At 46.0% G+C, this 14094-nt stretch carries 17 protein-coding genes; 13 read left to right on the top strand and 4 right to left on the bottom strand.

Translation table 11 applies throughout. The features are described from left to right. Window positions 1–10 precede the first annotated feature (10 nt). Window positions 11–2398, top strand: coding sequence for a phenylalanine--tRNA ligase subunit beta (gene pheT / locus CWI81_RS04080; RefSeq protein WP_126783941.1), 2388 nt, complete (start codon window positions 11–13; stop codon window positions 2396–2398). Between the two features lie 3 nt (window positions 2399–2401). Continuing rightward, a complete protein-coding gene (locus CWI81_RS04075) occupies window positions 2402–2698 on the top strand; it encodes an integration host factor subunit alpha (RefSeq protein ID WP_126783940.1) in 297 nt (98 codons plus the stop codon). Window positions 2699–2737: 39 nt separating this feature from the next. Here the strand turns inward: CWI81_RS04075 and CWI81_RS04070 are convergent, their stop codons facing one another. The 3 genes from CWI81_RS04070 to CWI81_RS04060 form a co-directional block, all read right to left on the bottom strand. Continuing rightward, complete coding sequence (locus CWI81_RS04070) at window positions 2738–3427, bottom strand: ChrR family anti-sigma-E factor (protein WP_126783939.1); 690 nt, start codon at window positions 3425–3427, stop codon at window positions 2738–2740. Beyond that, window positions 3420–4001 (bottom strand): sigma-70 family RNA polymerase sigma factor, encoded by a 582-nt coding sequence (locus tag CWI81_RS04065; protein WP_241970337.1) that lies wholly within the window; start codon window positions 3999–4001, stop codon window positions 3420–3422. The genes CWI81_RS04070 and CWI81_RS04065 overlap by 8 nt, the downstream gene beginning before the upstream one ends. Window positions 4002–4126: 125 nt before the next feature. Then, on the bottom strand, window positions 4127–4705 hold the full coding sequence (locus tag CWI81_RS04060) for an LON peptidase substrate-binding domain-containing protein (protein WP_126783937.1): 579 nt from the start codon (window positions 4703–4705) through the stop codon (window positions 4127–4129). 142 nt (window positions 4706–4847) lie between these two features. On the opposite strand from CWI81_RS04060, the gene CWI81_RS04055 reads away from it, so the two are divergent. From CWI81_RS04055 to CWI81_RS04005, 11 genes are all read left to right on the top strand, one after another. Beyond that, complete coding sequence (locus tag CWI81_RS04055; RefSeq protein WP_126783936.1) at window positions 4848–5795, top strand: YbgA family protein; 948 nt, start codon at window positions 4848–4850, stop codon at window positions 5793–5795. A 1-nt stretch (window position 5796) separates the two neighbouring features. Then, window positions 5797–7212 carry a deoxyribodipyrimidine photo-lyase gene (gene phrB, locus CWI81_RS04050; RefSeq protein WP_126783935.1) on the top strand — a complete coding sequence of 472 codons (1416 nt, stop codon included), beginning with the start codon at window positions 5797–5799 and terminating at the stop codon, window positions 7210–7212. Further along, window positions 7205–7639 carry a nuclear transport factor 2 family protein gene (locus tag CWI81_RS04045; RefSeq protein ID WP_126783934.1) on the top strand — a complete coding sequence of 145 codons (435 nt, stop codon included), beginning with the start codon at window positions 7205–7207 and terminating at the stop codon, window positions 7637–7639. Before phrB ends, CWI81_RS04045 begins: the two co-directional genes overlap by 8 nt. Then, window positions 7636–8370 carry an SDR family NAD(P)-dependent oxidoreductase gene (locus CWI81_RS04040; RefSeq protein ID WP_126783933.1) on the top strand — a complete coding sequence of 245 codons (735 nt, stop codon included), beginning with the start codon at window positions 7636–7638 and terminating at the stop codon, window positions 8368–8370. The genes CWI81_RS04045 and CWI81_RS04040 overlap by 4 nt, the downstream gene beginning before the upstream one ends. Further along, on the top strand, window positions 8367–9653 hold the full coding sequence (locus CWI81_RS04035; protein ID WP_126783932.1) for an NAD(P)/FAD-dependent oxidoreductase: 1287 nt from the start codon (window positions 8367–8369) through the stop codon (window positions 9651–9653). Before CWI81_RS04040 ends, CWI81_RS04035 begins: the two co-directional genes overlap by 4 nt. Then, entirely contained in the window at window positions 9646–10359 is a 714-nt protein-coding gene (locus tag CWI81_RS04030) for a DUF1365 domain-containing protein (RefSeq protein WP_126784461.1), read from the top strand. The genes CWI81_RS04035 and CWI81_RS04030 overlap by 8 nt, the downstream gene beginning before the upstream one ends. Before the next feature lie 28 nt (window positions 10360–10387). Next, window positions 10388–11626 (top strand): SAM-dependent methyltransferase, encoded by a 1239-nt coding sequence (locus CWI81_RS04025; RefSeq protein ID WP_126783931.1) that lies wholly within the window; start codon window positions 10388–10390, stop codon window positions 11624–11626. Further along, window positions 11619–12128, top strand: a complete 510-nt coding sequence (locus CWI81_RS04020; RefSeq protein ID WP_126783930.1) for a DUF2878 domain-containing protein — start codon at window positions 11619–11621, stop codon at window positions 12126–12128. The genes CWI81_RS04025 and CWI81_RS04020 overlap by 8 nt, the downstream gene beginning before the upstream one ends. Beyond that, a complete protein-coding gene (locus CWI81_RS04015; protein ID WP_126783929.1) occupies window positions 12125–12652 on the top strand; it encodes a chalcone isomerase family protein in 528 nt (175 codons plus the stop codon). Before CWI81_RS04020 ends, CWI81_RS04015 begins: the two co-directional genes overlap by 4 nt. Then, complete coding sequence (locus CWI81_RS04010) at window positions 12649–13182, top strand: DUF3833 domain-containing protein (protein WP_126783928.1); 534 nt, start codon at window positions 12649–12651, stop codon at window positions 13180–13182. The genes CWI81_RS04015 and CWI81_RS04010 overlap by 4 nt, the downstream gene beginning before the upstream one ends. An 89-nt stretch (window positions 13183–13271) precedes the next feature. Beyond that, a complete protein-coding gene (locus CWI81_RS04005; protein WP_126783927.1) occupies window positions 13272–13523 on the top strand; it encodes a DUF3912 family protein in 252 nt (83 codons plus the stop codon). A 60-nt stretch (window positions 13524–13583) separates the two neighbouring features. Here the strand turns inward: CWI81_RS04005 and CWI81_RS04000 are convergent, their stop codons facing one another. Next, complete coding sequence (locus CWI81_RS04000; protein WP_126783926.1) at window positions 13584–13958, bottom strand: hypothetical protein; 375 nt, start codon at window positions 13956–13958, stop codon at window positions 13584–13586. Between the last annotated feature and the right edge of the window lie 136 nt (window positions 13959–14094).

Below are 14094 nucleotides of genomic sequence, written 5' to 3'. Positions count from 1 at the left end.
AGTTGCAACGATGAAATTTAGTGAACAGTGGTTAAGAGAATGGGTTAACCCGTCGATTGACAGCAACGAATTGAGTGAACAGCTAAGTATGGCTGGCCTGGAAGTTGATGGTGTAGAGCCGGTAGCCGCCGATTTTCATACGGTGGTAGTTGGTGAAGTGGTTGAATGCGGTCCTCACCCAGATGCCGACAAGCTGCAAGTTACTAAGGTAAATACTAATGATGGTGAGCTGCTGGATATCGTTTGTGGCGCGCCAAACTGTCGTCAGGGGATAAAGGTTGTTGTGGCAAAAGTCGGAGCGGTATTACCGGGTGACTTTAAGATTAAGAAAGCCAAGCTACGCGGCCATCCGTCACACGGTATGCTCTGCTCATTTAAAGAGCTGGGATTGATTGACGATCATGACGGCATTATCGAGCTACCTACTGACGCGCCAATTGGCGAAGATTATCGCGCGTACCTGGGGCTGGATGATAGTAGTATCGATATCGATTTAACGCCTAACCGGGGGGACTGCTTAAGCATCCGTGGTATCGCTCGTGAAGTCGGCGTATTAAACGGGCTAGATGTCAAAGAGCCTGAGATCGTTGATACAGCATCGACCATTGAACAACAAAAAACGATACATTTAGACGCGCCAGAGTTATGCCCACGTTATTTAGGTCGGGTTATTGAGGGTATTGACGTTACTAAGCCAACGCCTATCTGGATGAGTGAAAAATTACGCCGCAGTGGTATTAGAAGCATTGATCCGGTGGTCGATATTACCAACTATGTGCTACTTGAACTGGGTCACCCAATGCACGCGTTTGATCTGGACAAAGTGAGTGGTGATATTCATGTGCGTCAGGCAGCTCACAAAGAGTCACTAACGTTGTTAGACGGCGAGTCGATTGAACTCGATGACGATGTGTTGGTTATTGCGGATGAACAAAAGGCGTTAGCAATTGCTGGAGTCTATGGCGGCAAAGAAAGTGGCGTCACTCTGCAAAGCAAAAATATCTTCTTAGAAAGTGCGTTCTTCTCGCCGGATGCTATTTTAGGTAAAGCGCGTCGCTATGGCCTACATACCGACGCATCGCATCGATACGAGCGAGGTGTTGATCCAGAGCTTCAGCGGACTGCTATTGAGCGGGCAACGCAGTTAATTATCGATATTTGCGGTGGCCAGGCTGGACCGGTTACCGAGGCTGTTGCTTCCGAGTATTTACCAAAACGCGGAACGGTCAACTTACGTGCGGCGCGGCTTGAGAAAATTTTAGGTGTGCATATCAAAGACGAGCAAGTGACAGAAATACTTAATCGTCTCGGTTTAAATGCCGCCTTTAATGATGGGGTATGGTCTGTAACGATCCCATCCCATCGATTTGATCTCGATATCGAAGAAGACTTAATCGAAGAGGTCGCCCGAATTTATGGCTATAATTCGATAACAGCGGCGGCGCCTGCCGCACAGCTTCGAATGACAGCGCATAAAGAGGCAGACGTTAGTAGACATCAATTGGTTAATGCACTGGTCGAGCGCGGTTATCAGGAAGCCATTACCTACAGCTTTGTTGATCCCAAACATCAGGCTCAGTTGTTTAACGAAGCAGCAGCGTTAACGCTGCCACATCCAATTTCTATCGATATGTCTTCGATGCGCGTTAGTTTATGGCCGGGACTTGCGGGAGCTGTTGCTCATAACCAGAAGCGGCAACAATCAGTATTAGCATTTGTTGAAACCGGTCTCCGCTTTATTCCGGATGAAACTGCCGAAAATGGTGTTCGTCAAGAAGCGATGCTGGCCGGTATTCGTGCGGGTAAAGCACAGTTGGAACATTGGTCAGACGGTGAGCGTGCTGTCGATTTTTATGACATTAAAGGCGATGTCGAGGCGTTGTTAGCAAAAACAGGTGAAGCACATTTATTCCGGTTTGTTGCGGATAGACATGACGCCTTACATCCGGGCCAGTCAGCAGCTATTTACAAGGGTGAGCAAAAAGTTGGCTTTGTCGGAGCGCTCCATCCACAACATCAGAAGGCGTTGGGGCTAAATCAGCGAGCGTTTGTTTTTGAAGTCGAACTTTCTGCAGTTGCTCAACGGCGATTGCCTCTGGCTCGACCGGTTTCACGTTTCCCCAGTATTCGACGCGACCTTGCGATTGTTTTAGATCAACATATTGCGGCCGGTGAGGTGCTGGCTGAGATGGAAAATGTTGGCGTAAAACAATTAGTTGGCCTAAACTTGTTTGATGTTTATGAAGGTGAAGGTGTACCGGAAGGAAAACGCAGTCTGGCACTAACATTAACGCTGCAAGACACCGACAAGACCTTGGAAGAAGCGGAAGTGAATGCTCTGATAGAGCAATTTGTCGAAAAGCTGAAAACCGAGTTTAATGCAACCTTGAGGGATTAAACCATGGCGCTGACGAAAGCAGAACTAGCCGAAGTACTCTTTGAAAAACACGGCATCAACAGGCAGGACGCGAAAACCTTAGTTGAAGATTTTTTTGAAGAAATTCGTTCTGCTTTGGAAAGCGGCGAGCAGGTTAAATTATCAGGTTTTGGTAACTTTGAACTGCGTAGTAAAAGTGAACGTCCAGGAAGAAATCCCAAAACTGGAGAGGACATCCCTATTTCGGCGCGGCGAGTGGTTACCTTTAAGCCAGGTCAGAAGTTTAAAAGTCGCGTAGAAAACACAAAACCCGAGGAGTAATTCCTCGGGTTTTATATTTTTTACAATGACACCGCGCTACTAAGTTCGAAAGAACAAGCTGCTAAACGGATTTAACAAACGGCTTATACCGGATGTGAAATGCAGTGGCGCATCTAGCGTCGCCAGAGTTAAGCAGTCATGATCCGTTGTTTGCGGTGTATGAGTGCGTTCACCATCCAACAAGATAAAATCACCGTTGTAATAAATATCTTTTTCATCATTGAACACACCATCAACCACTAATGTTGCTTCCTGGCCTTTATGGGTATGTTCCGGAACCTGAGTTCCAGGAGCCATATAAATAAGGTTGGTATGACCTTTAGGACCTACGTTAACCGGCGCTCGCCATAATTTACCGACCATGTTGGTCCAGTCACCAATACGGCTGCGGTTGTGTGCCAAGGTACGCGGCAAAATAAAGCGGCGTCCTTCCAGGCATATCAACTCTTCTGCTTTAACTGGAGGCTTCGCCTCGGAAGAAAATATTTCTTCCAGCATTTTGTCGCAGTGAGCTTTACTGATCCCCTCATGGTCAGAACTAGGGACGGTGAGAGTCTCGACGACAGTATCTAAGTGCTGACGGCACAAGTCCTCTTCTATCTCTCCTACAGTTTGCTGACAAACCGGGCACATATCTATGTGGGTGCCTACCACCAGGGTCATTGATGCACCTAAGTCGCCGGCGGCGTATTGATACAATATGGCTTCGCTAGGATGTGATTTAATCATGTTCTACTATTAACTCTTTCAGCTTCTTTAATGCCAGTCGGGTACGAGACTTCACAGTACCTAACGGGATCCCCAACGAATCCGATACTTCTTGCTGTGATTTGCCTTCGATATAAATTTTTTCTACGACAACGCGCTGAGCGTTAGGAAGTTGGCCATAGTAGTGGGCAATTTCTTGCATCAGGACATCGTTATCTAACGCGTAACCATCGTCAAGGCTATCATTTTTTTCAGCCAGGATAGGCCAAAGTTCATCGGCACTTATATCGTCTTTGCGTTTTTTATTCTTACGCAACAGATCAAAGCGGATATTCCGAGCAATGGTAAAAATCCAGGTGGATGGTGAGCCTCGATCGGGTTTAAATAGATGGGCTTTGTGCCAAACATTGGTCATCGTTTCCTGAACCAAGTCCATGGCGGTTTGTTCGTTACCAAACTGGCGAGTCCCATAGGCCTGCAGTTTGGGAGCGAAATGACTAAACAACTCACTAAACGCAGCTCTACTACGAGACTCTGCGACTTTCGCGAGAAGCTCAGCTGCCTTGTCGGCAGTGTCTTGCTGGGATGCTTTCATAACTCCCCGTTGCGAAGTTCTCTCTGACATCACTTGCATAATTAGACCTGCTTTTATTGCTTATTGTCTTACTATGAACGTGGTCCCGTAGTCAGTGGATCACCGAAATCAGAAAAAATGTTTAACTACGCAACCAATTGTAGCAGATATTCAGAAACTTTAAGCGAATTATCTTGCTTGATTAAATTTTGTTTTACGTGAACATCCAACGGCAAAATCTCTAACCAGCGCTGGCACAGCCAGCTGAGCTCATCAAACGCCTCTGCTTTATAGAGTGAGCCTAATTCTGGATATACCTGATAAATTTCTTTGAGTCTGTCTTTTAAAACGGTTTTATCGTCACTAACTGTGGCTGTCGGCCAGTCGTCTAAACGTTCGACGGAACCGATATGAAGTCCGTCGGCCTCTCGATGACGCTGCTTGATGCAAATCCGGCTCACTCCCTCTACGGTTATTCCAAGAAAACCATCATCAAGCATTTCAAAATCAATAATTTTTACGGCTGTTCCATAAGGCAAAATATAATTTTCTGAATCCTTGCCTTCGTTAGGGTCGAACATACATATTACGAAGTCAGATTGTTCTGACATGCAGCGTTTGACCAGACGGGTATAGCGCGGTTCAAAAATCCGCAAGCACAACTTGCCTTGCGGTAACACATGCGCTGTCAGTGGAAATAGCGGTAGTTCTTCGTACTGCGTCATAACACTTAACTGCCGTTTTAAAAGAAAGTTGCAGATGATTACGCAAGTAAATGGGTGTTGGATCTAAATAGTTTGGCTCGGATCAATCTTTTCTGACGCTATATACGTTATTAAAAAACAAAAGTTAATAGTAGTAGGAATTATGCAGCAACAAGCAAAATTAAAAGTAGGTATCAGCTCCTGTTTACTCGGCGATCAGGTGAGATTTGACGGCGGCCATAAGCGTTCCGCATTTTGTGATGATGAGCTGTCGCGACATGTCGAGTTTGTGCGGTTTTGCCCTGAAGTTGGTATCGGTTTGCCGATACCTCGTCCAACCATAAGGCTGGAAAAGCACGCCGAGCAGGTTCGAGCTGTGATTCCGAAAACCGGTGAAGATGTCAGCTTAAAATTGCGAGAGTTTGCTGATCGGATACAAATAAAGGCAGAACAACTTAGTGGTTATGTGCTGTGCGCAAAATCGCCGAGTTGTGGTATGGAAAGGGTAAAGCTTTACGACCCGGAAACTGGCCACGCTCGAAAAGAGGCGATGGGGTTATTTGCCGAACGTCTGCAGCAATTAAACCCAGCATTACCGCTCGAGGAAGACGGCCGGCTGAATGACCCTTATCTTCGCGAAAATTTTATCCTTCGTGTTTGGGTTTATGGTCATTGGCAAGCGCTGGAGCGGCCGCTTAAAAAGTCGACCCTGTTAGATTTTCACACGCGTTGTAAACTTTTGCTTTTGGCGCACAACCAAGCGCAGTACCGAGAACTCGGACGGCGGCTGGGTGAGCAGCAGCAAATAACAGAAAAGTTTGCAAAGGAGTATATCGAAAGCTTGATGAATGCTATTGGAGAGCCCGCCTCCAGACGAAATCACACCAACGTAATGCAACATATTCAAGGGTATTTCAAAGCAAAACTTAGTGCCGAGCAAAAAGCCGAGCTGAGTGACACTATTTTGCAGTATCACGATGGGGTATTGCCGTTGATAGCGCCATTGACGTTGATTCGCCACTACCTGCGCGAATTTCCTAATAGTTATTTGCAAAGCCAATGGTATATCCAGCCTTACCCAGATGATTTAAAACTGCGTTACGGACTTTAACATGACTGCAATTGTATGGTTTCGCCATGACTTAAGAGTACGAGATAACCCGGCTTTAGAAGCCGCGTGTGCCAACCACGATAACGTCGTCGGTGTCTATTTGGTGCCAAAGCACACCTTTGAAAAACATCTGTGGTCACCGCATAAAATGGATCTGCTGTGGCGCCATCTACAACAATTTAGGACTGAACTAGAGCAACTTGGTATATTACTAAAAGTTAAGGTGCATGACTCTTTTTCGCAATCAGGCTCTATTTTATCAAGTATTGCCGAGGAGTTTTTAGCAACTAACTTATACGCTAATGCTGAATATCCGTTGGATGAAGTGCGACGTGATCGGGCGGTTGCGGCGGCTTTAAAACAGCAGTCGATCGGCTGCTATTTCTCGCATGGTATGGTGCTAATACCACCAGCCCAAGTCAAAAATAAACAGGGTGAGTATTACAAGGTATTCACCCCCTTTAATAAAGCTTGGCGAAGTCGCGTCGCTGAGCTCAATGACTGGGCGCCATCACCCCCACCTTCAGTCGCTAAAAGCCTTGAAGGGCAGTCCGATGTGTTACCAGAATGTCCTTTACCCAGAGCCGATACATCGCATTGGCCGGTCGGCGAGCAGGCAGTGCTGAGTAAGTTTGGACAGTTTGTCGGCCATCAGGTCGAGGACTACCAGCAAAACAGGGATATTCCAGCCATTGATGGAACGTCAAAGTTGTCTGCTTACCTGGAGTTAGGTGTTATATCGCCGAAAACGGTAGCTCGCAGCCTACAGGCATTGTCCCCATCTTTCCCATATGGGCTTGAACCTGGCCCTGATACCTGGTTAACCGAGTTGGCCTGGCGAGAGTTTTATCAGCACTTGATGTATCACGAACCTCGTTTAAGTCGTGGCGAGAACTATCAACAGCAGACACAGAATATACCCTGGCGGGACGATAAGCAGCAGTTTAAGCGCTGGTGTGATGGGCAAACGGGATACCCGATTGTCGACGCAGGTATGCGTCAGCTCAATGCCACAGGCTGGATGCACAATCGGCTACGCATGATTACCGCTAATTTTCTGGTAAAAGATTTGCTTATCGACTGGCGTTGGGGTGAGCGCTATTTCATGAAAAAGCTAATAGACGGTAGTTTCCCCGCGAATAACGGTGGCTGGCAGTGGAGTGCATCGGTAGGAACCGATGCAGTGCCGTACTTTAGAGTATTCAATCCGATAAGGCAGAGCGAAAGATTTGATCCCGACGGTAGCTACATTCGTAATTGGGTTAAGGAACTGGAGGCTGTGCCTACAAAACACATTCATTGGCCGCATAGCTGGTTGAAACAGCAAGCTGAAAACTCATACCCACAGCCGATTGTTGATCATGGTGTGGCGCGAGAACGTTTTCTAACAACTTTCAAGCAGGTGAAAAATGGATAAACAAGAATTGGTCGATTCGCTCAAGTCGTTTTATGACGAGTTCAAAACAGAGAACCTGGACCAGCTCGATGAGATGTACCATGAAGAAGTAAGCTTCACGGATCCAATTCATCAACTGGTCGGTCTTGAAGACTTAAAGAAATACTTCGAACACTCGACGGAAAACGTTGATTATTGCCATTTTGCTTTTGATGATGAATTAGTCGGAGAGGATAAAGCCTTTTTAGCGTGGCAGATGCGATTTGCTCACCCCAAATTAGGTGATGGCATGGAGATTGTATTACCGGGAGTAAGCTACCTCAAATTCGAAGATGGCAAGATACGCGAACAACAGGATCATTATGACCTTGGAGCCATGCTCTACGAGCATGTCCCGCTGGTTGGTTATGTTATCGATAAAATTAAACAACGGTTGGTGGCAGAGTGAGAATATTAATTACCGGAGCAACGTCAGGTATCGGCTTTCAACTGGCAAAAGATTATGCGAAGCAAGGGCATCAAGTGATTGCTTGTGGTCGTCGGCAGCAGGCCTTGAACGAATTACAGCAACAGTTCCCGGAGCAAATACAAACACTTGCGTTCGATATTAGTGACCGTGCCCAGGCTGTCGATGTATTAAGTCAGCAAGCTGAAATTGATATTGCCATCCTCAGCGCAGGCGTCTGCGAGTACTTGGATGTCAGTAAATTTGACGCAGCAATGTTTGAACGTGTGTTTGGGGTCAACGTATTTGGCACCATGAATACCGTAGAAGGTTTACTGCCCGTGCTTAAGAAGGGGAGTAAGCTGGCTATTGTGGGCAGCTTAGCCCGCCTGTTACCGTTTACCAAAGCCGAGGCGTACGGTGGTTCCAAAGCAGCCATGCACTATATAACACGTGCCTTAGACGTTGATCTGGGTGAGCAATATGGCATTCAGGTTCTGGCCATCTCTCCGGGCTTTGTAAAAACGCCGATGACTGATGCCAATGACTTTGAAATGCCAATGCGTGTCTCCGTCGAATTTGCCTCCGAAACGATACGAAAAGGCATTGATAAAGGCAAAAGAGATATCTGCTTCCCACGTACTTTTAGTGCACTGTTAAAGTTAATGTCGCTGTTACCTCAAGGAGCTCAGGTAGCGTTATCTCGACGTATGGCAAGGAATCAGCAAGGATGAAAATAGCGGTAATCGGTAGTGGCATTTCCGGCTTAACAGCGGCCTACTATTTAAGCAAGAAACACACGGTGAGTGTGTTTGAAAAAAATGATTATATCGGCGGTCATACCAACACATCGGATGTAACCGTTAATAATAAGAGCTTTAGAGTAGATACTGGATTCATCGTCTTCAACGATCGCACCTACCCGAGGTTCAAACGGTTATTACGAGAGCTACAGGTTAACTGGCGTGACACAGAAATGAGTTTTAGCGTGACTGACCCAGTATCCGGACTTGAATACAACGGTCATACGCTAAATACCTTATTCGCGCAGAGAACGAACTTATTTAAGCCTTCGTTTTATAAATTATTGAACGGTATTTTATCGTTTAATAAAGCAGCAAAAAAAGCCATAGCCGACGGTGAGGATGTCGACCAGAAAACGTTAGGTGAGTTTCTTGGAGAACTGCAGATAAGTGATGATGTTGCAAAGCTGTATTTGTTGCCAATGATCTCGGCTATTTGGTCGTCCAGTATCGCCGAAGCCGAGCAATTTCCGCTGGGTTTTTTCTTGCGCTTTTTCGAACATCATGGGTTGCTCAATGTTGCGGATCGACCGCAGTGGCACACCATTAATGGGGGCTCAAAGTCTTATATTCCAGCCTTAATTAGACCGTTTCAGGAACGCGTAAGGCTTAATACAGAAATTACTCGCATTAATCGGCAGCAGGAACAAATTCAATTGCTATTTAGTAATGGCGAGAGTGAATATTTTGACGAGCTGATCATAGCAACGCATAGCGACCAGGCCTTGCACTTGCTAGGCGATGCGTCCGAGCAGGAACAGCAAGTTTTAGGCGCTATAGAGTACCAACCGAATGACGTTGTGTTGCATACCGACAAAAGCTTATTGCCGAACAATAAACGTGCCTGGGCTAGTTGGAATTACTTGCTGAGAACCGACGGTGATGCAGAATCTAAACCCAGTTCTGTCACCTATAACATGAACATTTTGCAAGGCATCGAGTGTGAAGAAACACTGTGTGTAACACTGAATAATACCGCGGCTATCGATCCAGCAAAGGTTCTACGCCGGTTTCGTTATGATCATCCGCAGTACTCTATTGCTTCTTTGCGCGCTCGTGAGCAGCGGCATACGATATGTGGACACAAGCATACTCACTACTGCGGTGCTTATTGGTATAACGGCTTCCATGAGGATGGTGTGCGTAGTGCAATCGATATCGTAAACCGTATTGATCCATTATTGGATATTGATAATGGCTCTGACAATGGATAGCGCGCTCTACTGGGGAAAAGTGTTTCACCGGCGCTTTCGACCCCGACAGCATGACTTTGATTATCAGTTTATGCAGTGGTTTTTGGCCCTGGATGAACTTGACCAGGCTAATAAGGTAAGCCGTTGGTTTTCAACCAAAGGTTTTGCCCCCCTATGGTTCAGGCGCAAAGATTACTTAAAGGGCGAAACGGGCGATTTACAGCACGCGGCCTTAACAAAGATGTCAGCATTAGCGGCGAAACCCTTGTCCGGTCGGGTTTTCTTTCTGGGTAATATCCGCACCTTCGGTATCTATTTTAGCCCAGTTAACTTTTACTATTTGCAGCAAGGTGGAGAATTTACCCACCTGCTGGCAGAGGTCAGCAATACACCATGGCTAGAACGCCATTATTATTTGATCGATTTGTCCGAGCAAAATCCCACCTCAAAAAAGGCGTTTCACGTATCGCCATTTAACCCACTGGAAATGACCTACCACTGGAAGTTAACTGATCCCGGCGAAAACCTTTTTATACAACTATCCGCAGCGACGGAAGAAAAGGATTTTGTGGCAGGAATGAATTTATCCCGTCACTCATTAAACCGTAGTGCGGTGAATCGCGTATTAAAGACATCACCAGTGATGGCTCTAAAAATTATTGGCGGCATTTATTGGCAAGCTTTGAAGCTGTTTATTAAACGCACGCCGTTTTACGGGCATCCTTAAAAAGTAGTTATACAAGAGGGTAAAAACCATGGCGAACGGTGAAAGCGCGCTAACCGCTCCATTTGAATTTAAGGGTTTAGATAAGGCGTTCCGGGTCGTTGCCTTGCGCTTGTTAAGTCATTTGAAACATGGCTGTTTAGTGGTCACCGAACAGGGTCATTTAGTTGGCCAGTTTGGTGATAAATACAGTGAGCTGCGGGCCGAGATTGACGTTAGAAAACCTAATTTCTATCGTACCCTGTTAATTGGTGGCAGCATCGGTGCTGCCGAGCTGTACATTGATAAGAGCTGGGAGACCAATGACTTAACCTCGGTGATTCAGGTGTTTGCACGTAACTTACCTGCTTTAGACCGATTGGAATCGAGGGTGGGTTGGCTAAGCTTTCCTTTTAATAAGGTGACTCACTGGGCAAACCGCAATCATAAGCAGCAGGCGCAGAAAAATATATCTGCACATTACGACTTAGGTAATGAGCTTTATTCGCGCTTTCTTGACCCTAATATGCAGTATTCTAGTGCTTTATTTGAGAGTTCTGACGACTCTCTAGAGCAAGCGCAGCTTAATAAAATGAACCGCCTATGTCAGCAATTGCAACTGCAACCGTCTGACCGGCTATTAGAGATAGGTACCGGCTGGGGCGGCCTGGCTATACATGCGGCAAAACATTTTGGTTGTCATGTTACTACTACCACTATTTCTGAAGAGCAGTATCGCTATACGCAACAACGAATAAAAGAAGAAGGTCTTGAGGATAGAATCGAATTACTGAAAGAGGACTATCGCGACCTGCGAGGGCAATACGATAAGTTAGTGTCGGTGGAAATGATTGAGGCTGTCGGTAAACAGTACCTACCAATCTTTTTCCGAACTTGTAATGAGCGGTTAAAGCCGGGCGGTAAGATGGCACTACAAGCCATAACGATTGCCGACCAGCGTTATAATAGCTACGCGCGGTCAGTCGACTTTATTCAAAAACACATATTCCCCGGTGGCTTTTTACCTTCACTGACACAAATGTCGAAGCTGTTTAAAGATCAGACCCAGATGGTGGTACGCGACGTGCATGATATGGGTAAAAGCTACGCCGAGACATTAAAGCGCTGGCAGTTAGATTTTAACGCCCGACGGGACGAATTAGAGCCGTTGGGTTATGACGAGCGCTTTACCCGACTCTGGAATTATTACTTTAGTTATTGTCAGGGTGGTTTTTTAGAGGAAACAGTGTCAGTCGTGCAGTTAACGGCAACTAAGGCGTGTTATGACTAATTCTATAAAGCATAAATTAATCAGTTTTGTTCTATTTAATATCCTTTGGTTGAGTGCTGTTGCAGGTCGGGACAGTTATATTCTGCTGACCGGTGCGCTGGTGTTAGCTCAGGTTGTATACAGCGTTTGGGTGGCAAGAGTTCGTCTGCGCTTGATTTTACAGCTATTTGCAGTTGGTTTGTTGTTAGAAGCGATAGCAACGGCTACGGGCGCTATTGACTTCAGTGGTGGATTATTCCCACTGTGGTTAGCTGTTTTATGGCTCGGATTCGCTTCGATGGCGCCCGTTGCTTTGGATTGGTTAGCGAAAACGCCATGGTTAGCGGCTTTATTGGGGGCGATTTCCGGGCCGTTCAGTTATTGGGTAGGACTGAATCTGGAAGCAGGGAATAGTGAATCGTTGCTACAAATGGTGATTACCTACGCATTAGTATGGTCGCTGTTTATGTTGTTCTTTTGTCGCGCGCTTAAGGCAAAAGCGGGAGAGAGGTTGGTTCTATGATCGGACGTATTAGCACGGTATTGGTGTCAGCGCTGGTTGCGACGAGTGCATGGGCGTCAACTTGTCAGCAGTCATTACCGGACAGTTTAAAAAAAGTAGGTGAAACGCGCTTGAGTGTCGTGTTTTGGGATGTATACGACGCACACCTCTATACAGACACCGGCAACTATGACTGGGAGCAACGAGATAAGCAGCAAAAAGCGTTATTGCTTAACTACCTGCGAGACATTAAAGCAGCAGATTTGGTTGAAACCACCGGAGAAGAATGGCAAGACCTGGGGTTAAAGCATGAGCAGCAGCAACAATGGTTAGAGCAACTGAATACTATCTGGCCAGACATTAAGGAAGGCGACTGTTTGTTGCTGCGCGAAAACGACCAGGGATATGCCGAATTTTATCAAGCCGATAAATTGCTGGGCACCATCGAAAACAAAACGTTCACGGACCAGTTTTTGGCAATCTGGCTGTCACCGGACTCACGTTTTAAGAGTGAACGCCAGGAATTGGTAGGAGAGAAACAATGAATATTTTATCTCGTTGGGCAGTTGTCGCCGTCACTAGCTTATTAGCATTAACGGCATGTTCCACTAGTATTGAGGAATATAAAGGACGCACTCCAGAGTTGAAGCTGGAAGAGTTCTTTAGCGGTGAATTGGTCGCTTACGGAACGGTGCAAGACTATTCCGATAATGTGATTCAGCGGTTTCGGGTGGAAATGGTCGGTACCTGGGAAGGCAATAAAGGTAAACTGGAAGAGCAGTTTTACTATGCTGACGGGAGCACTCAAGAGAGAATCTGGCATTTGACCAAAACCGGTCCTAATACCTATGAAGGCAGAGCCAGCGATGTAGATGGTGTAGCTGTTGGTACAACGGCGGGTAATGCACTTAACTGGCAGTATACACTGCAAGTCGAAATGGACGGTGACACGCTGGCACTAGCGCTTGACGACTGGATGTATCTGATCGATGAAAACAACATGATTAATCGAACTGAAATGTCTAAGTTTGGAGTGCCGGTCGGTGATATAACGCTATATATCGGTCGGCAATAATCCGACTTCGGGTTGTTAAGTAATCCTGTTAACTGCCGATAAAGTGCGTATAATTCCGCACTCTGCGTTCTGAGGATTAAGCAGTAATTATGAATGGACCGACGTTTGCTTATAACAACCCGAGAATTAACGGCCAGACTATCTTCGTTAAGCGCGGAGAGCATGCTGGCAAGTTAGGTATTGTTAAACAAGTATTAGAGAATGAAAAATTTCTCGTGTCGCAGGCAGATTTCGGCACCGAGCAGGTGGTATTAAAACGCGCGGAATTCTTGGTTTACCGCTATCGCAAAATTAGAGTTCCGATAGATAGAGTCGCTGGTAAAAATCCAGATGTACTTTAATAAAAAAGGCCGTCACGAATATCGTGACGGCCTTTTTAACGAATTGCCTAAGAACTCTAATTAGGAGCCTCTCGGTAGACGGCAGTCTGCGGCATCTTTTTCCAGTTTTTGTTTCCACAGCTCTTTTGCTGTTAGGCCTTTGCCCGAAGATACCGTCTTGGTTTTAGCTGCTTTAGCTTTACTGGCTGCAGGCTTTTTAGTGGCTGACTTCTTGGCCGGCGCTTTTTTCGGTGCCGCCTGTTTTGCTGCTGGTTTATCAGCTTTGCCAGAAGTCAGTTGTTCTGCTTCTTCCGCTAGCTGAGCTAAACGAACATTTTTGCCACCATCAACGCTGTACCAGCCGCTGCTGCTCTCAATTTTTGGCTCTTTACCGTGTGCTTTTTTATAAGCTTCGGTGAATTCCGCCAGTACTTTTTCTTTGTCCAGTTTGCTCATTCAATGATTCCTATTCGGTATCAGATTAAATAACATATTCGTACAAAAACTACGCTAACCCTGTGTTTATACCGTTTTTTCGGATTATTGTCTAATTTACGGTAGAATCTCGGGTATACACCGTAAAAATAGAGGA

The sequence above is a fragment of the Idiomarina seosinensis genome (assembly GCF_003987275.1).
GTDB lineage: Bacteria > Pseudomonadota > Gammaproteobacteria > Enterobacterales > Alteromonadaceae > Idiomarina > Idiomarina seosinensis.
The sequence above is the reverse complement of the archived record's forward strand: the minus strand, read 5'-3'. Positions and strand labels throughout refer to the sequence as shown.

What these genes read in the sequence shown, in the direction of transcription:
- pheT (WP_126783941.1), top strand. Translation starts at nt 11, where the DNA reads ATGAAATTTAGTGAACAGTGGTTAAGAGAATGGGTTAACCCGTCGATT.
- CWI81_RS04075 (WP_126783940.1), top strand. Translation starts at nt 2,402, where the DNA reads ATGGCGCTGACGAAAGCAGAACTAGCCGAAGTACTCTTTGAAAAACAC.
- CWI81_RS04070 (WP_126783939.1), bottom strand. Translation starts at nt 3,427, where the DNA reads ATGATTAAATCACATCCTAGCGAAGCCATATTGTATCAATACGCCGCC.
- CWI81_RS04065 (WP_241970337.1), bottom strand. Translation starts at nt 4,001, where the DNA reads ATGAAAGCATCCCAGCAAGACACTGCCGACAAGGCAGCTGAGCTTCTC.
- CWI81_RS04060 (WP_126783937.1), bottom strand. Translation starts at nt 4,705, where the DNA reads ATGACGCAGTACGAAGAACTACCGCTATTTCCACTGACAGCGCATGTG.
- CWI81_RS04055 (WP_126783936.1), top strand. Translation starts at nt 4,848, where the DNA reads ATGCAGCAACAAGCAAAATTAAAAGTAGGTATCAGCTCCTGTTTACTC.
- phrB (WP_126783935.1), top strand. Translation starts at nt 5,797, where the DNA reads ATGACTGCAATTGTATGGTTTCGCCATGACTTAAGAGTACGAGATAAC.
- CWI81_RS04045 (WP_126783934.1), top strand. Translation starts at nt 7,205, where the DNA reads ATGGATAAACAAGAATTGGTCGATTCGCTCAAGTCGTTTTATGACGAG.
- CWI81_RS04035 (WP_126783932.1), top strand. Translation starts at nt 8,367, where the DNA reads ATGAAAATAGCGGTAATCGGTAGTGGCATTTCCGGCTTAACAGCGGCC.
- CWI81_RS04030 (WP_126784461.1), top strand. Translation starts at nt 9,646, where the DNA reads ATGGATAGCGCGCTCTACTGGGGAAAAGTGTTTCACCGGCGCTTTCGA.
- CWI81_RS04025 (WP_126783931.1), top strand. Translation starts at nt 10,388, where the DNA reads ATGGCGAACGGTGAAAGCGCGCTAACCGCTCCATTTGAATTTAAGGGT.
- CWI81_RS04020 (WP_126783930.1), top strand. Translation starts at nt 11,619, where the DNA reads ATGACTAATTCTATAAAGCATAAATTAATCAGTTTTGTTCTATTTAAT.
- CWI81_RS04015 (WP_126783929.1), top strand. Translation starts at nt 12,125, where the DNA reads ATGATCGGACGTATTAGCACGGTATTGGTGTCAGCGCTGGTTGCGACG.
- CWI81_RS04010 (WP_126783928.1), top strand. Translation starts at nt 12,649, where the DNA reads ATGAATATTTTATCTCGTTGGGCAGTTGTCGCCGTCACTAGCTTATTA.
- CWI81_RS04005 (WP_126783927.1), top strand. Translation starts at nt 13,272, where the DNA reads ATGAATGGACCGACGTTTGCTTATAACAACCCGAGAATTAACGGCCAG.
- CWI81_RS04000 (WP_126783926.1), bottom strand. Translation starts at nt 13,958, where the DNA reads ATGAGCAAACTGGACAAAGAAAAAGTACTGGCGGAATTCACCGAAGCT.